Annotated in this window: 15 protein-coding genes, 1 pseudogene and 1 riboswitch; of the genes and pseudogenes, 5 read left to right on the top strand and 11 right to left on the bottom strand. The window is 70.0% G+C overall.

Going from position 1 to position 25,496, the window contains the following annotated elements; all coding sequences use genetic code 11:
• Positions 1-214: 214 nt before the first annotated feature.
• Positions 215-2,506 carry an FUSC family membrane protein gene (locus tag BCR55_RS01990; RefSeq protein ID WP_006407529.1) on the bottom strand — a complete coding sequence of 764 codons (2,292 nt, stop codon included), beginning with the start codon at positions 2,504-2,506 and terminating at the stop codon, positions 215-217.
• 180 nt (positions 2,507-2,686) lie between these two features.
• Between BCR55_RS01990 and recC the strand changes: the two genes are divergently transcribed.
• The 4 genes from recC to arfB are packed head-to-tail and all read left to right on the top strand — an operon-like array spanning position 2,687 to position 12,421.
• The gene (recC, locus tag BCR55_RS01985) at positions 2,687-6,025 is read left to right on the top strand and encodes an exodeoxyribonuclease V subunit gamma (RefSeq protein ID WP_065494101.1); all 3,339 of its coding nucleotides are present in this window, start codon (positions 2,687-2,689) and stop codon (positions 6,023-6,025) included.
• On the top strand, positions 6,022-9,732 hold the full coding sequence (gene recB, locus BCR55_RS01980; protein WP_065494100.1) for an exodeoxyribonuclease V subunit beta: 3,711 nt from the start codon (positions 6,022-6,024) through the stop codon (positions 9,730-9,732). The genes recC and recB overlap by 4 nt, the downstream gene beginning before the upstream one ends.
• Positions 9,729-12,020: an AAA family ATPase gene (locus BCR55_RS01975; RefSeq protein ID WP_065494099.1), complete on the top strand. Its 2,292-nt coding sequence runs from the start codon at positions 9,729-9,731 to the stop codon at positions 12,018-12,020. The genes recB and BCR55_RS01975 overlap by 4 nt, the downstream gene beginning before the upstream one ends.
• Positions 12,017-12,421, top strand: a complete 405-nt coding sequence (gene arfB, locus BCR55_RS01970) for an alternative ribosome rescue aminoacyl-tRNA hydrolase ArfB (protein ID WP_065494098.1) — start codon at positions 12,017-12,019, stop codon at positions 12,419-12,421. Before BCR55_RS01975 ends, arfB begins: the two co-directional genes overlap by 4 nt.
• Before the next feature lie 55 nt (positions 12,422-12,476).
• On the opposite strand, the gene BCR55_RS01965 is transcribed toward arfB, so the two are convergent.
• The 5 genes from BCR55_RS01965 to thiC form a co-directional block, all read right to left on the bottom strand.
• Positions 12,477-13,748 (bottom strand): EAL domain-containing protein, encoded by a 1,272-nt coding sequence (locus tag BCR55_RS01965; protein ID WP_059937963.1) that lies wholly within the window; start codon positions 13,746-13,748, stop codon positions 12,477-12,479.
• 200 nt (positions 13,749-13,948) lie between these two features.
• Complete coding sequence (locus tag BCR55_RS01960) at positions 13,949-14,875, bottom strand: DMT family transporter (protein WP_006407525.1); 927 nt, start codon at positions 14,873-14,875, stop codon at positions 13,949-13,951.
• Between the two features lie 178 nt (positions 14,876-15,053).
• Positions 15,054-15,290: a hypothetical protein gene (locus BCR55_RS01955; protein WP_006401166.1), complete on the bottom strand. Its 237-nt coding sequence runs from the start codon at positions 15,288-15,290 to the stop codon at positions 15,054-15,056.
• Between the two features lie 324 nt (positions 15,291-15,614).
• Positions 15,615-15,827, bottom strand: a complete 213-nt coding sequence (locus BCR55_RS01945) for a glycine zipper 2TM domain-containing protein (RefSeq protein WP_012467552.1) — start codon at positions 15,825-15,827, stop codon at positions 15,615-15,617.
• 236 nt (positions 15,828-16,063) lie between these two features.
• On the bottom strand, positions 16,064-17,995 hold the full coding sequence (gene thiC / locus BCR55_RS01940; RefSeq protein WP_006401164.1) for a phosphomethylpyrimidine synthase ThiC: 1,932 nt from the start codon (positions 17,993-17,995) through the stop codon (positions 16,064-16,066).
• A 119-nt stretch (positions 17,996-18,114) separates the two neighbouring features.
• Positions 18,115-18,232, bottom strand: a riboswitch (TPP riboswitch).
• 507 nt (positions 18,233-18,739) lie between these two features.
• Here thiC and BCR55_RS01930 point away from each other — a divergent pair.
• Positions 18,740-19,888, top strand: a pseudogene (locus BCR55_RS01930) (EamA family transporter); the annotation flags it as partial.
• 432 nt (positions 19,889-20,320) lie between these two features.
• Here the strand turns inward: BCR55_RS01930 and BCR55_RS01925 are convergent.
• The 5 genes from BCR55_RS01925 to BCR55_RS01905 all read right to left on the bottom strand — a co-directional run bounded on the left by BCR55_RS01925 (position 20,321) and on the right by BCR55_RS01905 (position 25,496).
• Positions 20,321-21,520: an MFS transporter gene (locus BCR55_RS01925; RefSeq protein ID WP_035489366.1), complete on the bottom strand. Its 1,200-nt coding sequence runs from the start codon at positions 21,518-21,520 to the stop codon at positions 20,321-20,323.
• Between the two features lie 320 nt (positions 21,521-21,840).
• A complete protein-coding gene (locus tag BCR55_RS01920) occupies positions 21,841-22,665 on the bottom strand; it encodes a phosphodiesterase (RefSeq protein ID WP_059937968.1) in 825 nt (274 codons plus the stop codon).
• Between the two features lie 53 nt (positions 22,666-22,718).
• The gene (locus tag BCR55_RS01915; RefSeq protein WP_065494096.1) at positions 22,719-23,750 is read right to left on the bottom strand and encodes an ABC transporter ATP-binding protein; all 1,032 of its coding nucleotides are present in this window, start codon (positions 23,748-23,750) and stop codon (positions 22,719-22,721) included.
• Positions 23,751-23,763: 13 nt separating this feature from the next.
• The gene (locus BCR55_RS01910; protein WP_065494095.1) at positions 23,764-24,660 is read right to left on the bottom strand and encodes an ABC transporter permease; all 897 of its coding nucleotides are present in this window, start codon (positions 24,658-24,660) and stop codon (positions 23,764-23,766) included.
• A gap of 11 nt (positions 24,661-24,671) precedes the next feature.
• Positions 24,672-25,496: an ABC transporter permease gene (locus BCR55_RS01905; protein WP_065494094.1), complete on the bottom strand. Its 825-nt coding sequence runs from the start codon at positions 25,494-25,496 to the stop codon at positions 24,672-24,674.

Here is a 25,496-nt window from a genome sequence, read left to right as displayed (position 1 = left end):
CCGGTGCGGCGCGGCGAACCGGTCAGGGGATGTGCGCGAACGGTGTGGTCGGTGCGTAGACGGCGGTGCGGCACGTGCGGCAGCGCGAGGCGTGTGCGGAAGGACACGTTGGCAGAGGACGCGCCGGTGCCAGGACTCGCCCGGCAGCACGCCGCGCCGGCAGCCGATGAGCGGTAAGCGGTAAACGACGCGCGGCCGGCCGCGGCCGCACGGATCATGCAGGCAGCCGGATCACGCTCGCATCCTTGCGGATCAGCAGCGACGACGCGAGCATCTGCTTGCACTGATGCGCGAGCACCTTGAGGTCGTAGGTCAGATCGGCATCGACCGCGTCGGATTGCTCGGCGGACACGACCATCGCATCGAGGTCGCGCGTGATCTGCTTCGTCGCTTCAAGCTGGTCGGCCGGCGGCGGCTCGCCGGCTTCGGCCTTCTTCAGGTTCTCGAGCACGGCGGCGAGACCGCGCTGCAACGCGTCGTCCTGCGGGATGCTGCCGTCGGCCGCGCACGCGGCGCGGATCAGCGGCGCGGCGGCCGTGATCTGTGCGCCGAGCACATGCGTCTGCACGAGCAGGTCGTTCAGCTCGGGCACGAAGCGCTGGTGCGCCTTCGGCTCGATCATCATCCGCTGGAAGGCCTGCCCGAGATTCGCGAACGCGATATGCACGTCCTTGCGCGCGAGCCGATAGCGATAGTCGTCGTCGAGGCTCGTGGACGGCGCCTCGATCGCCGCAGCCACGCCGGGCACGACCGCGGCGCCGTCGGCGACAGGCACGGCCGGCGGTGACGCGCCGCGCCCCGCGCGCCACACGGCTTCGAAATACTTGCGCGTCGCCGTCAGCATGTCGGCGACGAGCTTGCCCATCAGCCGGTATTCCCAGTACGGGAACAGCCGGCTTGCGGCGATCGCGATCATGCAGCCGACGACGGTATCGATGGCGCGCTCGCCGATGATGCGCATGTTGCCCGGTGCGAGCAGGTGGAACATCAGCAGCACGTAGGACGACGTGAACACGACGCTCGCCGCGTAATTGAACAGCAGCAGGCTGTAGCTCATCACCATCGAGCCGAACATCATCGCGATCAGCAGACGCGAGTCCTTGACCGTGTAGATGAGCGCGAGGCTCGCCGCGCAGCCGATCAGCGTGCCGATGATCCGCTGTGCGTTGCGCTGCTTGGTCAGCGAGTAGCCGGGCTTCAGGATGATGATGCTCGTCATCACGATCCAGTACGCGTTCGTGAGCGGCAGCAGGCGGCCGAGCCAGAACCCGACCGCCACCGCGATCGTCACGCGCAGCGCGTGGCGAAAGCTCGGCGAGCGCATGTTCAGGTTCGAGAAGATCAGCAGCGGCGACATTCGGCGGCGCTGCAGGAAGCGCGTAAGCGCCTTGTCGATCTTCAGCTCCGTCTGCTGCGGATCGGCATGGCCGGACAGGTTGCGGCGCATGCGGTCGATCAGCCGCGTCCCGCTCCAGATGCGCCGGAACGTCGCGAGCACGGCCGCGTACGCTTCCGCGTGGGTCGCCGGGAACTGCTTCTTGCGCATCAGCTCGATCTCGTATTCGATCGCGCGCAGCTCGGCCTTCACGCTGATGCGCGCGTGCGGCGCGCGGTTCTCGAGCACCGCGAGGCCGATCTGCTCGAGATCGGCGGCCGCCTTGCGGATCAGGTCGCGGTAGAAGATGATCAGGTCCGATCCGCCGAACGTGTTGCGCATCAGCGGGTAGTCGGTATGCGCGCCGACGAACAGCTCGTGCAGGTCGACGCTGTTGATGAACAGGTTGAACATCGTCGTGCGGCCCGGATCGAGCTTGCCGCGCCGCAGCTTCGGCAGATTGCGCAGCACGATGTCGCGTGCGGTTTCCTGCGTTTCGACCGCAGTGATCTGCTTGGCGACGAGGTTCCGGTAGCACTCGTCGAGATCGGCGTCGAGATCGTAGAACTGCGCGCGCGCGAGCAGGTAGTCCGCGCATGCGAACAGGCTCTCGGCCAGCGCCTGCTGCTCGATGCGGCGCGCCTGCCACTGCGAGACGAGCGTCGCCCAGTACGTGTACCAGAGGCCGCCCGCGAGAATCCATCCGGCATTCACGAACGCCTGCAGCGGCGTGAGCTTTTCTTCGAGCGTCATCACCATCATGAACAGCGTCGCGAAACTGATCTGCGGCCAGCGGTTGCCGTAGACGACGATCAGCGACAGCGCGAACGTGAGCGGCACGATCGTCAGCCACAGCGCGAAGATGTTCGGCGTCGCGAGCCCCGTCGCGAGCGCCGCGAGCCCGCCGATCACGCTGCACGCGAGCATTTCGTTGTGCTTGTACTTCAGCGGGCCCGGCATGTCGACGACGCACGCGCCGAGCGCGCCCGTCGAGATCGTGAAGCCGAGCTCGCGGTTGTGAAACACGATCAGACACAGCACGGCCGGCAACGATACGCCGACTGCGATCCGCAGGCCGCCGAAAAAGTACTGGCTGTAAAGAAACTTTCTGATTTCGACCGAATAGCGCATCGATGGGCTGAATGGCTGACGAAGACGCCCGGGGCGGCGTATTGACTGGCGACGAGTCTATCGTATTTCGCGCGCCGCAAAACCTGGCCGTCCGGCCGATGCTCGCCGCGACGGGCCTTTTGCTATCCTTGGGGAACCCGTTCGCCGGGCTTGCCCGGCCCGACGCTCCAACGTCCTTTCATGCTCCAGCTCTTCTATTCGAATCGCCACGAAACGCTGGCCGACGCGCTGCTCGACGATCTCGCCGCGTTCCCGGCCCGCAACGGCCCGTGGGCGCCGCAGCAGATCATCGTGCCGAGCGCCGCGCTGCGTCGCCGTCTCGAGCTCGACATCGCCGCGCGTCACGGCGTGTGCGCGAATGTCGAGTTTACGTATCTCGCGCAATGGCTGTGGACGCAGATCGGCCGCGTGCTCGACGTGCCCGCGCGTTCGCCGTTCGCGCCCGACCGGCTCGTGTGGCGCTGCTACCGGTTGTTCGCGCAGGCGCCCGAGCATGCGCCGTGGCTTGCGTCGCCGCGGCTGGCCGCGTATCTCGGCGCGTCGGACGACGCGATGCGCTACGAGCTCGCGCATCGCGTCGCCACCGTGTTCGACCATTACCTGACCTATCGTCCCGAATGGCTTGCCGCCTGGCAGGCCGGCGAATCGGTGCTCGCGGCCGACGGCGCGCCGCGCGCGATCGGCGAGGCCGCACGCGACGACGAGCGCTGGCAGGCTGCGCTGTGGCGCGCGCTGCTCGCGGAGCTGAGCGACAGCGGCACGCCGCCTGCGCATCGTTTTCTCGTCGACGCGCGGCAGATCGATGCCGACGCGATCTCACGAATCGACTGGCCCGAATCGGTCAGCGTGTTTGCGCTGCCGACGATGCCGCCGCTGCACATCGCGCTGCTGCGCGAGCTGTCGCGCTGGATCGACGTGCGCGTGTACGCGCTGAATCCGTGCCGCGAATTCTGGTTCGACATCGTGACGGCCGCGCATGCGGAAGCGCTCGATGCGGCCGGCCGGCTCGACTATCAGGAAGTCGGCCATCCGCTGCTTGCCGAATGGGGCAGGCAGACGCAGGCGCAACTGCACATGCTGCACGAGCTGACCGAAAGCGCGGCGCTCGGCGATGCGTCGCGGTTCGTCGAGAATCCCGCGCCGACCTGGCTCGCGCGCGTACAGAACGCGATCCTCGATCTGCAGCCGGAAGCCGCGCTCGGCGAGCCGCCTGCCGAACGCGGGATCGAGGTGCACGTGTGCCACAGCCTCGCGCGTCAGCTCGAGGTGCTGCACGACCGTCTGCTCGGCTGGTTTGACGCCGATTCGAGCCTGCAGCCGTCCGACGTGCTGGTCGCGGTGGCCGATCTCGCGGCGGCCGGGCCGCTGATCGACGCGGTGTTCGGCACCGCCGGCCCCGGCGGCGCACGCATCCCGTATCGGATCACCGGGCTGCCGCCGTCGCAGGCGAACCCGGTCGCGCGCGTGCTGCTCGACTGGCTCGCGCTGCCCGAACGTCAGGTCGGCGCGCCCGAGCTCGTCGAATGGCTGCGCGTCGATGCGGTGGCCGCGCGCTACGGGATCGACGCGAGCGCGCTCGAAACGGTGCAGACCTGGCTCGCGGCTGCCGGCGCGCGGCGCGGGCTCGCGCCGATCGCGCATGACGACGCGGCCGTGCCGACGCCGCGCCACACGTTCTCCGATGCGCTGGCGCGCCTCTTTCTCGGTTACGCGATGCCGGACGGCGCAGCGCCGGTCGGCGCGTGGCTGCCGATCGAAGCGGCAACCGGCAGCGAAGCGGAACTGCTCGGCCGGCTCGCGCGTTTCACCGACGATCTCGACGGTTTCGCGCGGCGGCTCGCCGACGCGCATACGCCGCGCGGCTGGAGCGAACTGTTCGCCGACACGCTCGCGCGCTTCTTCGATTCCGGCGCCGCGTATGCGGACGCGCTTGCCGGCGTGCGCGACGCGCTCGACGCGATGCTCGCCGCGATGACCGAAGGCGCGGCCGACGAAGCGCTGCCCGCGGCCGTCGTGCGCGCGGGGCTCGCGGCGGCGCTCGACGATCCGGCGCGCGGCGGCGTGCCGTGGGGCGGCGTCACGTTCTCGTCGCTGACGAGCCTGCGCGGCCTGCCGTATCGGATCGTCTGTCTGCTCGGCATGGACGACGGCGTGCTGCCGAGCCTCGCGCGCGCCGACGAGTTCGACCTGATGGCCGTGCTGCCGAAGCTCGGCGACCGTCAGCGCCGCGACGACGAGCGCAATCTGTTCCTCGACCTGCTGCTCGCCGCACGCGACCGGCTGCTGATCGCATACACGGGGCGCAGCATTCGCGACAACGCGCCATTGCCGCCCGCGGCGCTCGTCGACGAATTGCTCGATCACCTCGCGCTCGTCACGGCGGGCCCGAACGCGGCGCCGGAGGCGGTCGACGCCGCGCGCCGCGCGTTCATCGTCGAGCATCCGCTGCAACCGTTCGCGGCTGCCTATTTCCGGCCCGACAGCACGATGGCGTCGTACGATGCCGAGCGCGCGGCGCTGGCCTCGCTGCTCGCGGGCGACGCGTCGCGCGACGGGCCGCGCGAGCAGCCGTTCTTCGCGCAGCCGCTGCCGGCCGAGCCGGCGGAGCCGGTGCCGTTCGGCGAATTCGAGCGCTTCTGGCGTCATCCGGCGCGCGCGCTGCTGCGTGCGCGGCTCGGCATCGTGCTCGCCGATGCGCAGGCCGAGCTGCTCGACACCGAACCGTTCGCGCTCGACTTCGCGGGCAGCGACGCGCTCGCGGAGCGCGTGCTGCCGCTGCTGATCGAATCGGACGAAGCGGCCGCGCACGATCATGCGCTGCGTATCGCGGACGCGAGCCCCGAACTGCCGGGCGGCGCGACCGGCGCCGTGTGGCGCGACCAGGCGCTCGGCTCGCTCGCGCAGCTCGCCTCGAGCGTGCGCCGCGCGCTTGCCGACGGCATCGAGCGGCGCCCGTTCTCGCTGGCGTTCGCGCCCGCGTGGCCGCAGGCCGAGCACGCGCTGTTCGGCGCCGACAGCGAGGCGCTCGCGCGCGACGCGACGCGCGCGCCGTTCGAGCTGCAGGGCACGCTGAACCGGCTGACGCAAGCCGGACAGATCATCTATCGCTATGCAAAGCCGAGCGCGCGCGACTATCTGTCCGCGTGGCTGGCACATCTCGTCTATTGCGCCGTCGAACCCGACGGGCCGCGTCGTACGCTGTGGTTCGGCAGCGGCGGTGCATTCGAGCTGGCGCCGGTCGCCGCGCCGCTCGATCGGCTGGCGCCGCTGGCCGCGCTGTTTCGCGCAGGCCGCCGGATGCCGCTGCGTTTTTTCCCGCGCAGCGCCTGGGCGCGCGTGACCGACGGCGAAGCGAAGGCCGCGAGCGTGTGGATCAACGAGCGCGTCGCGAGCGAGGCCGACGATCCGGCCATCGCGATCGCCTGGCGCGGCGCGCAGCCGTCGCTCGACGAGCCGTTCGGCACGCTGGCGCGGCTCGTGTTCGAGCCGCTCGTCGAACATTTGAAGGAGGTCGCATGAGCGCCGCTTCGCCATCGCAGCCGGCGCTCGAACTCGACGTGTTCGCGTGTCCGCTCGACGGCGTGAACCAGATCGAGGCATCTGCCGGCACCGGCAAGACATGGAACATCTGCGCGCTGTACGTGCGGCTGCTGCTCGAGCAGGATCTCGGCGCCGACCAGATCCTCGTCGTCACGTTTACGAAGGCGGCGACCGCCGAGCTGCACGAGCGGATTCGCGGCCGGCTTGCGCAGCTCGCGCATGCGCTCGACACGGGCGACGACGGCGGCGATCCGTTCGTCGCGAAGCTGTTCGAGACGACGCTCGCCGCGGGCGGTCCGCTCGATACCGCGACGGCGGCCAAGCGTATTCGCCGCGCGCTGCGCGCGTTCGACCAGGCGGCGATCCACACGATCCACGCGTTCTGCCAGCGGGCGTTGCAGGAAGCGCCGTTCGCGGCCGCGATGCCGTTCGCGTTCGAGATGGAAGCGGACGACGCGTCGCTGCGCTTCGAGCTCGCAGCCGATTTCTGGCGCACGCGCGTCGAACCGACGGCGGCGCGCTGGCCCGGTTTCGCCGCCTGGCTCGTGCAGTCGGGCGCGGGGCCGGCCGCGCTCGATGCGCAACTCGCGCGCCGCTTGAAGAAGCCGCTCGCCGCGCTGCGCTGGGACGGCGTCGCCGAGCCCGACGACTCGGCCGACGCCGCGGCGGCAGAATGCTTCGCGGAAGCGGCGCGTCTCTGGGAAGCCGAGCGCGACGCGATCGACGCACTGCTGCGTGCCGCGCAGCCGGCGCTGAACCAGCGCTCGCACAAGCCCGACGCGATCGCCGAGGCGTTCGCCGCATGGGGTGCGCATTTCGCGCAGCGCGATGCGGCCGCCGCGTTGCCGAAGGCCGCGCTGAAGCTCACGCGCACCGCACTCGAGAAGGCGACGAAAAAGGGCGGCGCGACGCCCGAGCATCCGTTCTTCGACGTCGCCGACGCGCTCGAAGCGGCCGTCGCAGCCGCCGACGCCGCGCAGCGCGCTCGCTGGCTCGCGCTGATCGCCGAATGGCTCGACACGGCGCCGGCCGAGCTCGCCGAGCGCAAGCGGACGCGGCGCGTCGTGTCGTTCGACGATCTGCTTGCGAACCTGTATCACGCACTGCATGCGCATCCGTGGCTCGCCGACACGCTGCGCGCGCGCTATCCGGCCGCGCTGATCGACGAGTTCCAGGACACCGATCCCTTGCAGTTCGCGATCTTCGACCGGATCTTCGCGCCGGCAGGCCCGCTCTTTCTCGTCGGCGATCCGAAGCAGGCGATCTACAGCTTTCGCGCAGCCGATCTGCATACCTATCTCGCCGCGCGCGCGCGTGCGAGCGCGTGCTACACGCTTGCGGTCAATCAGCGTTCGACGCCGGCGATCGTCGAGGCATGCAACCGCTTTTTCCAGTCGAATCCGCGCGCCTTCGTGCTGGACGGGCTCGACTACTACCCGGTGCGCGCGGGCACGCGCACGCGTGCGCCGTTCGCGGACGAGACCGATCCGGCGCCGTCCGGCGACTTCCGGATCTGGATGCTGCCGGGCGGCGACGGCACGCTGCTCAAGCGCGATGCGCACGCACAGGCCGCACAGGCATGCGCGGCCGAGATCGCGCGGCTGATGCGCGGCGCGCGCGAGGGCCATGTCCGGCTCGGCGAGACGCCGCTGTCGCCGGGCGACATCGCGGTGCTCGTGCAGACGCACCGTCAGGGCAGCCTCGTGAAGCGCGTGCTCGCCGCGTGGGGCATCGGCAGCGTCGAACTGGCGCAGGCGTCGGTATTCTCGACGATCGATGCGGAGCAGCTCGAGCGTGTACTCGCGGCGATCGATGCGCCCGGCGATCTGCGGCGCCTGCGCGCGGCGCTCGCGTCCGACTGGTTCGGCCTCGACGCGGGCGCGCTGTGGCGCATGGAGCAGGGCGACGCCGATGCGCAACACGATACGGGCGCAGCCGATACGGCCGACGCGATGAGTTGGGTCGAGCGGTTTTCCCGCTATCGGCTGCTGTGGCGCGAACGCGGTTTCGCGGTGATGTGGCGCACGTTCGCGCGCGAACTGCGGATCGCCGAGCGCCTGATGGCCGGCGCGGACGGCGAGCGCCGCGTGACCGACATCAATCATCTGGCCGAACTGACGCAGGCGCGTGCGTCCGCGCAGCCGGGCATCGCGCCGACGCTGCGCTGGCTTGCCGCGCAGCGGCTCGACGGCGGCGGCGAGGAAGCGCAATTGCGGCTCGAATCGGACCGCAATCTCGTGCAGATCGTGACCGTACACAAATCGAAGGGGCTCGAATACGCGATCGTGTTCTGTCCGTTCCTGAACGACGGCGGCTTGCGCGAGCCGCCCGCATCGGCGCTGCCCGATGCGCGCGAGTATCACGACGAAGCGGGCGACGCGGTGCTGCATTACGGCTGCGACGACGAGGCCGCCGCGCACGCGGCGCGCCAGGCATTGCGCGAGCAGGCCGCGGAACGCGCGCGGCTCGTGTACGTGGCGCTCACGCGCGCGGTCTATCGCTGCTATCTGGTCGCCGGGCCTTACCTCTCGTCGCGCTCGACGCGCGAGGCGCGGCGCAGCGTGCTGAACTGGCTCGTCGCCGGCGCGGGCCGGTCGTTCGATGCGTGGCTCGACGAGCCGCCGGACGATGCCGAACTCGATGCCGCATGGCGCGCGCTCGCGGGCGGCCCGGTCAGCGTCGCGCCGCTGCCGGCGCCCGCACGCCGCGAGCGGCTGCCGGCCGGCCACGATGCGTCGCAGACGCTCGCCGCGCGTCACGCGACGCGCGTGCTGCGCGATGCGTGGCGGATGGCGAGCTTCAGCTCGTTGACTGCGTCGATCGCGCGCGAGGAGGCCGGTGTCGCACCGGTGCCGGACGACGAATTACGGCCGGACCACGACGCGCTCGCGGCGCTCGTGCCGGGCGCCGACATCGGTGCGGCGGCGACCGTCGCGCCGGAACCGCCCGACGACGATATTCTCGTCTTTCCGCGCGGCGCGGCGGCCGGCGAGTGCCTGCACCGGCTGTTCGAGTTGAGCCGTTTCGCGGAGCCCGCATCGTGGCCCGCCGCTGCGCTCGGCGCGTTGCACGATCGTCCCGTCGAAGCCGAGCCCGCGCTTGCCGAGCGGCTGCCGGCGATGATGGTGCGGCTCGTCGACGACGTCGTGCATACCGAGCTCGTCCCCGGGCTGCGGCTCGCCGATCTCGATCCGTCGAAGCGGCTGAACGAAATGGGCTTCCTGTTTCCCGCGCCGTCGCTCGATCTCGGCGCGCTGCGCCGGCTGCTCGTCACGCACGGCTATCCGGACGTCGCGCTGGACGCGGGCACGCTCGCCGGTTTCATCAAGGGTTTCATCGACATGATCGTCGAGCATGACGGCCGCTTCTGGATCGTCGACTGGAAGTCGAACCATCTCGGCACGACGCCCGATGCATACGGCCCGCAGGCGCTCGACGCCGCGATGGCCGATCACGCTTATCACCTGCAGGCGCTGCTCTATACGGTCGCGCTGCATCGCTATCTGCGCACGCGGCTTGCCGGCTACGACTACGATCGGCACATCGCCGGGTATCTGTACCTGTTCGTGCGCGGCGTGCGGCCCGATTGGCGCAGCGGCGGCGCACCGGCCGGCGTGCATGCGCGGCGCCCGGCGCGCGAGCTCGTCGACGCGCTCGACCGGATGATGGAAGGGGGGGCGGCATGAACGTGTCCGACGATACGCTCGAATTCACCGGCGGCCTCGTCGCGCGGCTGCCCGAGCCGGCGGACTTCGGTATCGCGCTCGCGGAGGGCTTCGCGCGCCGGATCGGCGATCTCGCGCGGCGCGCGGGCGCACCGGCCGAGGCCGCGCGCTGGGCCGCACGCGCGGCCTTCGCGACGAGCCGCGCGACCGCGGCCGGTCACGTCTGCGTGTCGCTCGGTGCGCTCGCGCAGCGCTACGAGGCGACGCTCGGCGACGTGCGCGCGGCGCTCGCGGCAAGCGGCGTCGTCGCGTTCGGCACGCTCGTGCGCGGCGACGAGCGGCCGCTGCTCGTCGACCGGCACGATCACCTGTATCTGTCGCGCTATTTCGACTACGAACGGCGTCTTGCCGATGCGCTCGTCGCGCAGGCCGGCGTCGCGCGCGCGGACGATGCGCTGTCGCCCGAGCGCCTGCGCGAGAACCTGACGCGCTATTTCGGTCCGGCGACCGGCGAAGTCGACTGGCAGCGTGTCGCGGCGATCGTCGCGCTGACGGGCCGCGTGACGATCGTCAGTGGCGGCCCCGGCACCGGGAAGACGACGACCGTCGTCGGCGTGCTGGCCTGTCTGCTCGACGCGCATCCGGCGCTGCGCGTTGCGCTCGCCGCGCCGACCGGCAAGGCCGCGCAGCGCATGCAGGAAGCGCTGCACGCGCGTGCCGGCGACCTGCCGCCCGAGCTGGCAGCGCGGCTGCCCGACACGTCGTACACGCTGCACCGGCTGCTCGGCGGCGGCGGTGCGTCGGGCTTTCGCCATCATCGCGACAACCCGCTGCCGTACGACCTGATCGTCGTCGACGAAGCGTCGATGATCGACGTCGCGCTGGCCGCGCATCTGCTCGATGCGCTCGCGCCGGGCGCGCGGCTCGTGCTGCTCGGCGACAAGGATCAGCTTGCGGCGGTCGAGGCGGGCGCGGTGTTCGCGGAATTGAGCGCACGGCCGACGTTTACCGCCGCCGCGCGCACGCGCATCGCGCAGGCGCTGGGGATCGACGAAGCGGCGTTCGTTGCGGCATTGCCGGTGCCGGACGATGGGGCGAGCGAGAACGGAGCGACGTCGGCAGCTTCGCCCGTGGCGTCGCCGCCGCCTACCGCTGCCGCGCGCAAAACGACACGCAAGCGAACGGTCGATGTGCGGCAAGCGTCGCTGTTCGACGACGAACCGCAGGACGATGGCGCCAGGGCGGCCGACAGCGACTCCTCGCCACGATCGTCCACCGACGCCACCAACGCCACGGAGCCGCACGACGCCGCGCCCGCGTGGATCGAAGGCGAGGAACTCGCATGGCTCGATGCTGCCGTGCTGCCGCCGCTCGACGCGAACGCGATGGCGCTCGCGTCGACGCCCGCAGCGGCGGCGTCGGCACGCATCGAAGCGACTGCACCGTCGCCCGCCGCGTCCCCGCCCGCGCCGCTCGCCGACTGCGTCGTCTGGCTCGAACGCAATTACAGGTTCGGGCTCGATTCGCCGATCGGCCGGCTGTCGCTTGCGATCCGCCGCGGCGACGTGCAGGCCGCGCTCGATGCGTTGCCCGCCGACGACGCAGCCGCCGCGTCGTTTTACGAAGATGCAGGGGATATGCTCGCCGCGGCGACGATCGACCGGCTCGCGCGGCGGTTCGACGCCTATCTCGACGCGCTGCGCACGGCGCTGGCCGCGCCCACGCCCGATCCGCTGCCGCTGTTCGACGCACTCAACCGGTTCCGGATCCTCTGCGCGACGCGCAACGGCTCGCGTGGCGCGGAACACGTGAACGCACTCGTCGCCGCGCAGGTGCGGCGCGCCGCGCGCGTGCCGCTCGCGGTCGGTGCGCACTGGTTCACGGGGCGGCCGATCATGGTCACGCGCAACGACTACGCGCTCGGCCTCTTCAACGGCGACATCGGAATTGCGCTGCCCGATGCGAACGGCGTGCTGCGCGTGTGGTTCCGCCGCGCGGACGACACCGCGCGTGCGGTGTCGCCTGCCGCGCTGCCGCCGCACGAGACGGCGTTTGCGCTGACGGTCCACAAGTCGCAGGGCTCCGAGTTCGACGAGGCCGCGCTGGTGCTGCCGGCATCGTTCGGTCGCGTGCTGACGCGCGAACTCGTCTATACCGCCGTCACACGCGCGCGCGCGCGCGTGCAGGTGATCGGCTCGCGGCACGTGCTCGCGCAGGCAGTCGCGGCCCGCACGCAGCGCGATTCGGGCCTGTCGGCACGCGTCGACGAAGCGCTCGCGCGACGTCGCGCGGAGGAGGCGGCGCGATGATGATCCGCTACACGCTCGATCCGGCCGACGTCGAATGGACGGCCGTGCGCGCGCAAGGCGCGGGCGGGCAGAACGTGAACAAGGTGTCGAGCGCGATTCATCTGCGCTTCGATATTCGCGCGTCGTCGTTGCCGCCGGTGCTGAAGGAGCGGCTGCTCGCGCTGTCCGACCAGCGGATCACGCGCGACGGCGTCGTGGTGATCAAGTCGCAGGAATACCGGACGCAGGACAAGAACCGCGAAGCCGCGCTTGCGCGGCTTGATGCGCTGATTCGCAGCGTCGCGTTCACGCCGCGCGCGCGGATCGCGACGCGGCCGACCCGCGCGTCGAAGGAGCGTCGGCTCGAGCACAAGGCGCGCCGTAGCGCGGTGAAGTCGGGGCGCGGCAAGATCATCGACTGAGCGGCGGCGCAAGCGCGCTGCGCCCATCGCGCCATCGAACGCGCGCGATCCGGCGCTAACGCATCACCGTGCCCGCGCTGTCGAGTACGAAATCGACGCAGAACACGACGAGCTGCCCGCGCGCATGCGTTGCCACCGCCGCCGTATAGCAGTCGCGGCCTTCGGTCAGCGAAAAGTGCGGTCCCATCAGCGCGACGCGGCCGGGCGCCGCGATCGCGCGCTGGAAGTACGGCCGCCGCGACCAGTTGCTGTGGGTCTCCGGAAACAGCGGCGCGAGCCGCGTCGTGCCGGCCGGGCCCGGAGCGCCGATCGACGGCAGGAACTGCTCGCCGATCTCGTCGGTGACGAATACGCGCCGTGCGGCCGGCACCGCGAACACGCGCTGCGCGGCATCGTGCAGATCGCCGCTCGCGGCAAACGCCGCAGCGCCCGCGAGCACGAGCCGCTCGATCGCGTCGAAGCCCGGCTGCGCAGGAGCCGGCGGCGCATGCCGGCGCGCGATGAAACGCTGCCACGCCGCATCGAGCATCGCGGGCACGGCCGCACTCGCGTGCGCGATCGACGTGTCGGGCTGACCGAACTGAAAGCCCTGCACGAAGTCGATGTCGGCATCCATCAGCGCCTGCAGCGCGTCGTCGCTTTCGACGCCTTCGGCGAGCACCATCGCGCCGGCCTGATGCAACATCGACACGAGATGATGCATGATCCGGCGATCGTCGGGCGACCATGTCGAACGCTCGACGAGCGAGCGGTCGAGCTTCACGATGTCGGGCCGCGCACGCCACACGCGGTCGAAGTTCGAGAACCCGGTGCCGAAATCGTCGATCGCGATCAGGAAGTCGCGATGCTGGATCATGTCGATCGTGCGCGCGAGTGCGGCTTCGTCGCGCGCGGGCTGCTCGATGACCTCGAGCACGATGCGGTTCGGCGACAGCGAGAAGTGGCGGCACAGCGCTTCGACGAACTCGCGCTGCACGAGGCCCGAATCGAGCACGCGCGGCGTTACGTTCAGGAACAGCCAGCCGTCGCCGATGCCTTGCGCGACGAAGTTGGCCGTATGCAGGCAGCGCGCGAGCCGGTCGAGCAGCAACGAATCGGCGTCGTTGCGCGTGCGGTCGAACAGCGCGGTCGGCGAGATCAGCGTGCCGTTCGCGTCGACCACGCGCAGCAGTGCCTCGTAGCCGACCACGCGCTTGTGCGTGATCGACAGCACGGGCTGGAACGCGCTGCGCAGCGTCGTGCCGCGGTAGGTCGCGACCCAGCCGCCGGGCGTGGGCGTCAGGCGATCGAGGAGGGAATCGAGCGAGAGGTCGCGCGAGGACTTCATGTCGGTAGCGCGCTGGCGCGAACGGAAGGGGCGATTTCACGCCGCCACGCAGGTGCGATCGCGCGCGAACGCGGATGCGGGAGAACGTGGGACATCGGGGCCGCCTTCTGCGGATGAGTGTTCGCAGTGTACCGGGAATGGCGCGGCGCGCGTATCAGGGTAACTCCACACGCGCCGCGCGGCCCGCGCCCGGCCGGCCCTCAGGCCGCTTCGCCGCCGCGCGGGCCGATGCCGGGAATGCGCTTGATCGCACCGGTCGCGAGCGCGGTGCCGACGAGCACGATCGCGCAGCCTTCGACCATCGCGAGCGACACCTGTTCGCCGAGAAACAGCGCGCCCCACAGCAGCCCGAACACCGGGATCACGAATGTCACGGTGATCGCGCGTGCGGGGCCGATATGCGAGATCAGAAAGAAGAAGATGAAATACGCGACGCCCGTGCACGCGATGCCGAGCGCGAGCACGGCGCCCCACGCGTGCGCGCTGACGGCCGCGGCCGGCCACGTCGCGATCGCGAACGGCACGAGCAGGACGGTCGAGCCGATCATGCTGCCGGTCGCGTTGATCAGCGGGTCGACGCCGCCGAGCTTGCGTTTCGTGTAGTTCGCGGCGATCCCGTAGAGCAGCGTCGCGCCGAGCGCGGCTGCCGCGGCGAGTGCCGTGGTGCCGGCGCCGGCGTCGCCGTGCGCGGTCGCGACCTGATCCCACACGAGCGTCAGCACACCGGCGAAGCCGATCACGAGCCCGAGCGCGCGCAGCCACGACAGCTTGTCCTTCAACCACAGATAGGCGACGAGCGCGCCCCACAGCGGCGTCGTCGCGTTGATCACCGACGTCACGCCGGCCGACAGCGTCAGCTCGGCGAACGCGAACAGACAGAACGGCGCGCCGGAATTGAGCACGCCGACGACGAACAGCGGCCCAGCATGGCGACGCAGCCGCGCGGCGAGATCGGCGGCGGGGAAGCGCGTGAGCGCGAACGCGGTCAGGAACAGCGCGCCGATCGCGACGCGCAGCGCCATCAGCGGCGCGACGCCGAATTCGGCGACGCCGATCCGGATGAACAGGAACGACGCGCCCCATAGGGCGGCGAGCACGGTCAGCAACAGCGCATTTTTCGGGGACATCGGGCGGGCGGCAGAGGGTGGATGCGCTGAATCTTACACCGCGTTACGGCCGGTCGTTTCACGATCGAATGAAACGACAAGAAACGGGAAGAGGGGGAAGAGCGCGCGGCGCCGCGACGGCGCAACGCGCGCCATGCGCTATGCAACCGCGACGACGCGCATGGGTCGGCTGCGGCCGTCAGTGATGGCGCCAGCCGCCGCGTCCGCCGCCGAAGCCGAAGTTCAGCGACAGCGACGGGCCCCAGTAGCCGCCCCAGGCCGGCGCATAGGCAGGCGCCGGATAGTAATAGACGGGTGCGGGATCGACATAGACGGGCGCCGGCTGAACCGGTGCGGCCGCGTAATAGCCGTACGGGTAGTAGCAGCCGGCGAGCGCCGTGCAAGCGAGCGCGGCGGCGACGAGCGTCCTGTTCATGATGTCACTCCGGCGGCCGACGAGCGGCCGATGCGTGGGTCGTGCGCGCCGTCGTGAACGGCGCGGTATCGCGCCGGCTTGCTTCGTACGCACCGTGAATCGTCATCCGAATGCGCGTGCGCGCGGGCGTTCGCGCGATTACACGCGAAGCATACGCCGCGCACCGGTGACACGCTGTACGAAACGGTAACGGATCATTTCCGCACCCGCGCGCACACCCGCGCGCGAGCGGCTCATGCGAAAACGGCGCTTCGCTGCCGCGCAAGCGCCGTGGGCGACCGGAGCGACATGTCGCGCACCGCATCGCGGCGCGCGTGGTGCCGCTTACTTGCCGACCTGGTTGCCGATCAGGCCGCCGGCCGCTGCGCCGCCCAACGTCGACAGCGCGTTGCCGCCGATTGCCGCGCCCGCGACGCCGCCGACGCCCGCACCGATTGCCGTGTCACGCTGGCGCCTCGTCATCGAGTCGCAGGCCGACAGGCTGGCCACCGTTGCGACGAGGAGAGCGCACACCCCAATACGCCGAATCGAGTTCATGATCGTTGTCCTTGTGGTAGTGAACGGAAGGGCGCGCGGCCGGCCCGCGGCCGCGCATGAATTCAATCTACGCGCGCGCCTGCGGTGCTGCTGTAAGGACTTGTTAAGCCCCGACGCGTTTCGTAATGAATTGTTTCGCCCCCACGCACAGGCACGCGCGATGCGAGCGAGCGCGCAAAAAAGCCCGCGCGAAGGCGGGCTCGACGAACGACGTGCGCGCCGCGGCGCGCCGTGCGTCACTGACGATGATAGATTTCCGAGCCGCTCTTGACGAACTCGACGGCCTTCACTTCCATCCCTTTCTGCAGCGCGTCCGCTTCGGACACGCCCTGCTGCGCTGCGAACTCGCGCACGTCCTGCGTGATCTTCATCGAGCAGAAGTGCGGGCCGCACATCGAGCAGAAGTGCGCGACCTTGGCCGAATCCTTCGGCAGCGTTTCGTCGTGGAATTCGCGTGCCTTGTCCGGATCGAGGCCGAGGTTGAACTGGTCTTCCCAGCGGAACTCGAAGCGCGCCTTCGACAACGCGTTGTCGCGCACCTGCGCGCCCGGATGACCCTTCGCGAGATCGGCGGCATGCGCGGCGAGCTTGTACGTGATGATGCCTTCCTTGACGTCGTCCTTGTTCGGCAGGCCGAGGTGTTCCTTCGGCGTCACGTAGCAGAGCATCGCGGTGCCGAACCAGCCGATCATCGCGGCGCCGATGCCCGACGTGATGTGGTCGTAGCCCGGCGCGATGTCGGTCGTCAGCGGCCCGAGCGTGTAGAAGGGCGCTTCCTTGCACCAGTCGAGCTGCAGATCCATGTTTTCCTTGATCAGCTGCATCGGCACGTGGCCCGGACCTTCGATCATCACCTGCACGTCGTGCTTCCATGCGATCTGCGTGAGCTCGCCGAGCGTCTTCAGCTCGCCGAGCTGCGCTTCGTCGTTTGCGTCGTAGATCGAGCCGGGGCGCAGACCGTCGCCGAGCGAGAAGCTCACGTCGTACGCCTTCATGATCTCGCAGATCTCTTCGAAGTGCTCGTAGAGGAAGCTTTCCTTGTGATGCGCGAGACACCACTTCGCCATGATCGAGCCGCCGCGCGACACGATGCCCGTCATCCGGTTCGCGGTCAGCGGCACGTACTGCAGGCGCACGCCGGCGTGGATCGTGAAGTAGTCGACGCCTTGCTCGGCCTGCTCGATCAGCGTGTCGCGGAAGATTTCCCAGGTCAGTTCCTCGGCCTTGCCGTTGACCTTCTCGAGCGCCTGGTAGATCGGCACCGTGCCGATCGGCACCGGGCTGTTGCGGATGATCCACTCGCGCGTTTCATGGATGTGCTTGCCGGTCGACAGATCCATCACCGTATCGCCGCCCCAGCGGATCGCCCACGTCATCTTGTCGACTTCCTCGCCGATCGACGACGTGACGGCCGAGTTGCCGATGTTCGCATTGATCTTCACGAGGAAGTTGCGGCCGATGATCATCGGCTCCGATTCCGGGTGATTGATGTTGGCCGGGATGATCGCGCGGCCGCGCGCGACTTCGTCGCGCACGAATTCCGGCGTGATCTCGCTCGGCGCGTTGCCGCCGAATGCCGCGGCGCCGAACGCCTGTCCCGGATGCTGGCGGCCCATCATCGCGGCGAGCTTCGCGCCGTTCGGGCCGCTCGCCTTCAGGCTCTCGAGGTATTCGGCGCGGCGCTGGTTCTCGCGGATCGCGATGAACTCCATCTCCGGCGTGATGATCCCCTGACGCGCGTAATGCATCTGCGTCACGTTCTTGCCGGCGCGTGCGCGGCGCGGATTGCGGTGCAAGCCCGGGAAGCGCAGGTCGGCCGTGGCCGGATCGGCCGCGCGCTCGCGGCCGTACTGGCTCGACAGGCCGGGCAGCGTTTCGGTGTCGCCGCGTGCTTCGATCCAGCGCTGGCGCAGCGCCGGCAGGCCCGCGCGGATGTCGATCTTGGCGTCCGGATCGGTGTACGGGCCCGACGTGTCGTAGACGTAGATCGGGGGATTCTTTTCGCCGCCGAAGCCGGTCGGCGTGTCGGCCTGCGTGATCTCGCGCATCGGCACGCGGATGTCGGGCTGCGAACCCGTCACATAGACTTTCCGCGAATTGGGCAGCGGCGCGACGGCAGCAGCGTCGACGTGGGCGTCGGCAGACAGAAACTTCGGATTGGCGTTCATGCAATCTCCTTGTCGGCCCGAGTGGGCGCCTTGGCGTTCACCCGGGCCCCGTGACGAATGGGGGCTCGAGCTAAGCAGGAGACGAGTTTGTGAGGCGGCGGGTTTCGTCAGAGGGATAGCGGCGAAGCCCGTACGCTTCCCTGCGCTGGCATTATCCAGATCAGGTTCAAAGGGTATTTCTCACCCACAATGCCGGCCGGTTCGACCGGGAGCATTGCAGGACCCCCGCGTTAGCAAGGGCACACGATACACCGGCTTCGCGGCGGATTCAACCGGAACCGGCCGCGGCGCGACGTGCGCGTGCAGCATCGCGGGCGCGCGCGTCCCACGCACTGTGCGACGCGTGCGTGTGCCGGCGGCTGCGCAGTGCAGCATCCTGCGGCGCGGTGTGCGCAGAAAAACTTCGGGATCGCGATCGTTTCGACCGGCGTCGGCGCTTCACGGCGTTCGGCACGCGCGCCGCCGCCGAAAATGTCGCGCCGAAACATCAGTCCTGATCCTTTCAGCGGTGTCAGGCGATGCTTTCGAATCCTTGATGCCATAATGCCGAGCGTGCGCAGCCGTGCGGTTGCGCACGTTTTTTTGTCCCTCTGCCGCCGCCTGCCGGTTTTCATTCGTCGCCGTTCGCACTGTCATGTCGTTCCGCACGTCCGCTTTCGCTTTCCCGGCCCTGTCAGGGCCGCTTGCCGGCGTCGCCGGCGTCTTTCGGCGGAGCACGCGGCGCGACGTGCGGGCGGTCAGGCCATGACGCCGCTCGACCGTCTGCTCGATTTCCTCGCGCGCTTCCCGCTGCGGATTCGTCTGCCGCAAAGCCGCGGCGGCCGCGTTGCGCTCGCGCTCGTATTCATCTATTTCGTCTGGGGCTCGACGTACAGCGGGCTGCATTTCGCGCTGCAGTCGTTCCCGCCGCTGCTGCTGTCGGGGCTGCGCAACCTGCTCGGCGGGATCGGCCTGTTCGTCTTCGCGCTGCGCCGCAAGCCCGAATGGCCCACGCTCGTCGAGATCCGTAATGCGGCAATCGTCGGCACGATGCTCGTCGCGCTGTCGTCCGGCACGATCGCGCTCGGGATGCGCACGGTCAGCAGCGGTTCGGCCGCGGTGATGGTCGCGACGGTGCCGCTGTTCGCCACCGTGATCGCGGCGGTCGCCGGGCGGCGCGTGACGAAAGGCGAGTGGGCGGCCGTCGCGCTCGGGATGGTCGGGATCGTCGTGCTGAATTCGGGTGGCGCCGCAGCCGAAAACTCGGCGCTCGGTACGATCAGCGTGCTGGCCGGCGCGCTGTTCTGGGCCGGCGGCGCGCACCTCGCGACGCGGCTCAAACTGCCGTCCGACCTGTTTCTTTCGACGTCGCTGCAGATCGGCCTCGGCGGGCTGATGTCGACGCTCGCCGCATGGCTGCTCGGCGAGCATGTCGAACACCTCGCGGTCGCGCCCGTGTTCGCGTTCGTCTATCTGATGGTGTTCTGCACGATGGCCGCGTACGTCGCGTACGGCTATCTGATCCGGCACACGAGCCCGATCATCGCGAGCAGCTGCATGTACGTGAATCCGATCGTCGCCGTGGCGCTCGGCGCGCTGATGCTCGGCGAGCCGGTGACGATGGCGACCGTCGTCGCGACCGTCGCGATCCTCGGCAGCGTCGGGCTGTCGTTCCTGTTCGATCCGGCGCGTCGGCCCGCAGCGGCCGCGGCCGGTTCGCCGGTTGCTGCGACTGCGTCGGCCTCTATGTCGGCGGCCGATGGTGCGCCGGCGTACGAGCCGATCGCAGTGCCCGTGCCGGCCGCGATGCCGGACGTCGCGCCCGGTATGACGGCGGCCGCCGTGTCCGCGGCGAGTGCGGTGGCGAATGCTGCGCCGGATGGCGCGGCGGGCGGTGCGGCGGTAGCGGGTGCAGGCGTGGTCGATGCTGCGGCGGCCGGTGCAGCGGCAGCGCACGAAGGCGTTGTTGGTGCTACGGGAGCCGGTGCAGCGGCAGCGCACGAAGAGGTCGTTGATGCTGCGGGAGCCGGCGCAGCGGCGGCGCACGAAGGGGTTGTTGATGCTGCGGGAGCCGGCGCAGCGCCAGCAGCCGAAGCGGTCGTTGATGCTTCGGCAGTCGATGCAGCGGTAATACGCGAAGCAGTTGTTGGCGCGGCGGCAACCTATGCAGCGGCAGCCGGTGCTGCAGCGGTCGACGCGGCGACGGTAGGCGCACCGGCACTCGATGCCGCAGCACCCCACGCGGCGACGCCCGACACGTTGTCGCCACTTGCGCCGCGGCCTGCGCGCGAGTCCTCACCGCAGCGCGCGGACGCGTAAGGCGCCCGCCCCACGCGGCGGCGGCGCTCAGCCGCGCTTGCCGCCGACGTAGTGGAACGCGCCGGCGAGCGCGGTAAACAGCAGTCCGGCGGCGCACATGCCGAGCCAGCCGGCTGCGCGCCAGGCCATAACGCCGACCGACGAGCCGAGCGCGCCACCGATGAAATAGCACACCATGTAGACCGTGTTCACGCGGCTGCGCGCTTCCGGCTTCAGCGCATAGATGCGCGACTGGTTCGAGATCTGCGCGGCCTGCACGCCGACATCGAGCACGATCACGCCGATCACGAGCCCGACGAGGCTCGTGCCCGACAGCGCGAAGATCACGAACGAGACGGCCAGCAGCGCGATCGCGAGCGAGATGATCGCGCGCGGCCCGCGCGTGTCGGCAAAGCGTCCCGCATACGGCGCCGCGAGTGCGCCCGCCGCGCCGACGATCCCGAACAGGCCGGCCGCCTGCGGACCGAGATGAAACGGCGGGCCCGCAAGCAGCAGCGTCAGCACGGGCCAGAACGCGCTGAACGCCGCGAACAGCGCGGCGCCCGTCAGCGACGCTTCGCGCAGCCCGCGCAATTCGACCACGAGATGCCACATCGAGCCGAGCAGCTTGCCGTACGACAGCGTCGAGGTCGGTGAGCTGCGCGGCAGCCGCATCACGATGACGGCTGCCAGCACGACGAGCGCGGCCACCGATGCGCCGAACACCGCGCGCCACCCGAAGTATTCGGCGACGAAACCGGCGGCCGTGCGCGCGAGCAGGATGCCGATCAGCAGGCCGCTCATCACGGTGCCGACCGCATGGCCGCGCTCGGCCGGCGGCGCGATCTCGGCCGCGAACGGCACGGCCTGCTGCGCGATCGTCGCGAGCACGCCGATCGCGAGGCTCGCCGCCGCGAGCACGACGAGCGACGGCGCGCTGGCGGCCGCGATCAACGCGACCGACAGGCCCGCCATCTGCAGCAGGATCAGCGTGCGGCGATCGAAGCGGTCGCCGAGCGGCGCGAGCAGGAACATGCCGGCCGCGTAGCCGAGCTGCGTCGCGGTCGGCACCGCGCCGATCCACGACGCGCCTTGCGGAAACGCCGAGCGGAAGCTGTCGAGCAGCGGCTGGTTGTAATAGATGTTCGCGACCGACACGCCCGCGATCGTCGCGAGCAGCAACAGCAGGCTGCGCGAATAGTGGGGCGAGACGGCGTCGGTCGGACGGTCGGACGAAGCGATGGACATGGCTGCACGGGACGAAATGAGCGCGTCGCGGCGCGCGCGGCCCTGGCGGACGCACGCAGCCGGACGTCGATCGAGGGTGCCGATCATACCGGAGCGCCGCAAATCGTGCCGGCGCGTGCCGGCGGCCCGATCGGGCGGGAGGGCGCTCTGTAAGGTGCGCCGGCTGTCGATACGGCACGGCGGTCGTCCGCTCGTCGGCATACCGGAGCGCTGCGAACCATGCCCGCGGCGACATGCCGTGCGATCGCGCCCCGGCGAACCGCGATGCGCGCGCGTCGCCGATGCGCGATCGCCGCCGGCGCGGCCACGCCCCAACCGCGTCAGTCGACCAGTTCCCCGGACGGCTCGTAAAACGGATACGGCCCGTCGCCCTCGTCGACGTACACGTGATGCGAAACCATCCCGGTGTCCGGGGCGTACCGATGGACCGCGAACGCCGGCGGTTCGAGCCGGAACGCGGACGGCCCGTCCGCGCGCAGGTCGAAGGCGACCTGATGTGCAGGCGCCGGCACCGCCGACGCGAGCGTGCCGCCGAAGCGCGTGAACATCGTCCGGTGCACGTGTCCGCAGAGCACGCGCTCGACGTTCGGATAGCCGCGCAGCAGCGCATCGAGCTTCGCGGCCGCGCTCGGTGCGAGCCGCAATGCATCCATGTGAGCGATGCCCGACACGAACGGCGGATGATGCAACGCGACGATCGTCGGCCTGTCGCGCGCGGCGTCGAGCTGCGCGGCGAGCCAGCCGAGCCGCGCATCGCACAGGTCGCCGCCGCTCGTGCGCGGCACCTGCGAGTCGAGCGCGAGCACGCGCACGGCGCCGATGTCGAGCGCGTACTGCACGAATTCGCCGTGCTGCAGTTCGTGGCGATCCGCGAACGCGCGACGCAGCGCCGCGCGATCGTCGTGATTGCCGACCATCAGGTAGTACGGGATCTCGAGCGGCGCGAGGAGATCGCGCAGGTGCCGATATTCGTCGTCGTGGCCGAAGTCGGTCAGGTCGCCCGTGACGAGCACCGCATCGGGGCGCGGCACGAGCGCATTCAGCTTTTCGACGCAGCGCGCGAGCGCCGCCGCGGTGTCGACGCGCCGGTACGCGAGCTGGCCCGGACGCTTGATGTGGAGATCGCTGATTTGAGCAAGCAGCATCGTCGGTTCCTCGGAAGGATGTCGTTATCGTGGGCGCGCGCGAGGCGCGCCGCTCATGCGCCGAGCGCGATCAGGCCGTCGGTCGCGATCGACAGGCCGACCGCGGTGCCGCGCGCGAGCGCGATGCGGCCCGGCACATCGATCACGAGCGCGTCGGGCGCCGCATCCTCGATCGTCAGCCGTGTGCGCTCCCCGAGGAACGCACACGCGCCGACCGTGCCGCGCAACGGCGCATCGGCCGGATCGGCGAGCTGCGCGTCCTCGGGACGGAAGAACCATTCGTCGCCCGCATGCGGCGTCGCGATGGCGCCGCCCGTCGTCACCAGCGCGCCGTCCCGCCATTGTCCTGCAACGCGATTCAGCGTGCCGATGAATTGCGCGACCGTGCGATTCGCAGGGCGGTAGTAGACGTCGCGCGGCGTGCCGATCTGTTCGATGCGGCCGGCGCCCATCACGACGATCCGGTCGCCGAGCTCCATCGCTTCGGCTTGATCGTGCGTCACGTAGACGGTCGTCACGCCGAGCGCGCGCAGCAGCGCGTTCATCTCGCGTCGCAGTGCGTCGCGCAGCTTCGCATCGAGCGCAGTCAGCGGTTCGTCGAGCAGCAGCACACGCGGACCGACGGCGAGCGCGCGTGCGAGCGCGACGCGCTGACGCTGTCCGCCGGACAGCTGATCGATCGGCTTGTCCGCATGCGCGTCGAGCCGCATCATCGCGAGCAGTTCGTCGACGCGCGCGCGCAGCGCACGCGGCTCGGTGCGGCGAATCTTCAGCCCGTAGCCGACGTTGCCGCGCACGGTCAGGTTCGGAAACAGCGCGTAGTTCTGGAACACCATGCCGACCTGCCGACGCTCGATCGGCAGCGCGGTCACGTTGTCGTCGCCGAATGCGATCGTGCCGCCGGCATCCGGCGTGTCGAGGCCCGCGATCAGGCGTAGCGTCGTCGTCTTGCCGCAACCGGACGGGCCGAGCAGCACGAGCGTCTCGCCCGCGCCGATCGACAGGTCGAGCGGTTCGAGCACGCGCGTGCCGCGAAACGTCTTCGCGCAGCGGGTCAGCGTAATGGGAATGGAATCGAGTTTCATCGGAACGGAAAGATCAGCGTGCGCGCCGCTTCGACGCGCGCGTGCCGGACGGATCGACGCCGAGCCATTGCATCGCGACGAGCAGCGGCAGCGTCATCAGCAGGAACAGGATCGTGTAGGCGCTGCCGACTTCGAGACGCAACGACGCATAGGTGTCGGCGAGACCGACCGGCAGCGTCTTCGTGTCGGGCGTATGCAGCATCCACGTGAGGTTGAATTCGCCGATCGATAGCGTGAGCACCGCGAGTGCACCCGCGACGATGCCGGGCCGCAGGTTCGGCAGCACGATCGTGGCGAAGCGCGTGGCGAACGACGCACCGAGGCTGGCCGCGCCTTCCTCCAGCGTGCGCAGGTCCGCGCTCGCCGCGACAGCCGCGACCGCGCGCACCATGAACGGCAGCGTGAACACGACGTGGCCCGCGACGATGAACCACAGACTCATCCGGAATGCGGTGAAGCCGCCGTAGACGATCAGCAGCGCGAGCGCCGACGCGAGGCCGGGCAGCGCCACGGGCAGCACGAGCGCTTCCTCGATCACGCGCGCGACGCGGCTGCGGCTGCGCGCGAGCGCATAGCCGGCCGGCACGCCGACGACGAGCACGATCGCGAGCGTCGCGAACGCGACGGCGAGCGACAGCCAGATCGAACCGTGATACTGCTGCCACACCTGTTCAAGCCAGCGCAGCGTGAGGCCGCTCGACAGCCCGCGGAAGTAGTTGACGGTCAGGCCGGCGAGCACCGACATCACGACCGGCACGATCAGGAACGCGCTGAGCAGCAGCGTGACGCTCCATTGCAGCGCGGCGATCGCGCGGCCGCCGGCCTGGCGCGGCACGCGGCGCGAACGGCCGGCCGCGCGCGCCGGCGATGCGGCGCGCAGCGGCGCCGAAGAATCGGAAAGCGATGGCATCGAATGCCTCCTCAGGCCGCGGCAGCGGCGGTGTGACCGGCGAACCGGCGCGCGAGCGCGAGCACGGCCCACGTGACGATGCCGAGCACGATCGACAGTCCGGCGGCCGTCGCGATGTTCGCGTTCAGCGTGAACTCGGTATAGATCGTCATCGGCAGCACGTCGAGATCGGTCGCGAGCGTAAACGCGGTACCGAACGCACCCATCGCGGTGGCGAAGCAGATCGCACCGGCCGCGATCAGCCCCGGCGCGAGCGCGGGCAGCACGATGTCGGCGAAGATGCGCCACGGCGACGCGCCGAGCGAGCGTGCGGCTTCCTCGAGCGACGGGTCGAGCTTCGCGGCGGCGGCGATCACGGTGACGATCACGCGCGGAATCGAGAAGTACAGGTAGCCGACGAACAGCCCCGCGATCGAATACGCGAACACCCACTTGTCGCCGGTCAGCTTCGCGGACAACGCGCCGATCAATCCCTGCCGTCCGGCGAGCATGATCACCATGAAGCCGACGACGACGCCCGGGAACGCGAGCGGAAAGGTCAGCAGCGCGAGCAGCACGCGCTTGCCGGCGAATTCGCGGCGCGCGAGCAGCAGGCCGGAAATCGTCGACAGCGCGAGCGTCGCGAGCGTAACGCCTGCGGACAGCGCGACGGTCGCGCCGAGGCTTTTCATGTAGCGCGCGTTGCCGAGCAGCGCCGCGTACCGCGCGACGAATCCGCCGTCGGCGGAGACGTGCACGAGCGCCGCCATCGGCAGCAGCCAGAATGCGGCGAACACCGCGAGCGCCGGCGCGACGAGCGCGATGCGCCAGCGCAGCTGAAAGGTCAGATCAAGCAT

The organism is Burkholderia sp. CCA53, from assembly GCF_001685525.1.
Taxonomy (GTDB): Bacteria; Pseudomonadota; Gammaproteobacteria; order Burkholderiales; family Burkholderiaceae; genus Burkholderia; species Burkholderia multivorans.
Note: the sequence above shows the minus strand (reverse complement) of the source record. Positions and strands in the feature narration are given on the sequence as shown.

Bases quoted from the DNA above. Each gene is read 5' to 3' on its own strand.
- BCR55_RS01990 (WP_006407529.1), bottom strand. From the start codon at position 2,506: ATGCGCTATTCGGTCGAAATCAGAAAGTTTCTTTACAGCCAGTACTTT.
- recC (WP_065494101.1), top strand. From the start codon at position 2,687: ATGCTCCAGCTCTTCTATTCGAATCGCCACGAAACGCTGGCCGACGCG.
- recB (WP_065494100.1), top strand. From the start codon at position 6,022: ATGAGCGCCGCTTCGCCATCGCAGCCGGCGCTCGAACTCGACGTGTTC.
- BCR55_RS01975 (WP_065494099.1), top strand. From the start codon at position 9,729: ATGAACGTGTCCGACGATACGCTCGAATTCACCGGCGGCCTCGTCGCG.
- arfB (WP_065494098.1), top strand. From the start codon at position 12,017: ATGATGATCCGCTACACGCTCGATCCGGCCGACGTCGAATGGACGGCC.
- BCR55_RS01965 (WP_059937963.1), bottom strand. From the start codon at position 13,748: ATGAAGTCCTCGCGCGACCTCTCGCTCGATTCCCTCCTCGATCGCCTG.
- BCR55_RS01960 (WP_006407525.1), bottom strand. From the start codon at position 14,875: ATGTCCCCGAAAAATGCGCTGTTGCTGACCGTGCTCGCCGCCCTATGG.
- BCR55_RS01955 (WP_006401166.1), bottom strand. From the start codon at position 15,290: ATGAACAGGACGCTCGTCGCCGCCGCGCTCGCTTGCACGGCGCTCGCC.
- BCR55_RS01945 (WP_012467552.1), bottom strand. From the start codon at position 15,827: ATGAACTCGATTCGGCGTATTGGGGTGTGCGCTCTCCTCGTCGCAACG.
- thiC (WP_006401164.1), bottom strand. From the start codon at position 17,995: ATGAACGCCAATCCGAAGTTTCTGTCTGCCGACGCCCACGTCGACGCT.
- BCR55_RS01925 (WP_035489366.1), bottom strand. From the start codon at position 21,520: ATGTCCATCGCTTCGTCCGACCGTCCGACCGACGCCGTCTCGCCCCAC.
- BCR55_RS01920 (WP_059937968.1), bottom strand. From the start codon at position 22,665: ATGCTGCTTGCTCAAATCAGCGATCTCCACATCAAGCGTCCGGGCCAG.
- BCR55_RS01915 (WP_065494096.1), bottom strand. From the start codon at position 23,750: ATGAAACTCGATTCCATTCCCATTACGCTGACCCGCTGCGCGAAGACG.
- BCR55_RS01910 (WP_065494095.1), bottom strand. From the start codon at position 24,660: ATGCCATCGCTTTCCGATTCTTCGGCGCCGCTGCGCGCCGCATCGCCG.
- BCR55_RS01905 (WP_065494094.1), bottom strand. From the start codon at position 25,496: ATGCTTGATCTGACCTTTCAGCTGCGCTGGCGCATCGCGCTCGTCGCG.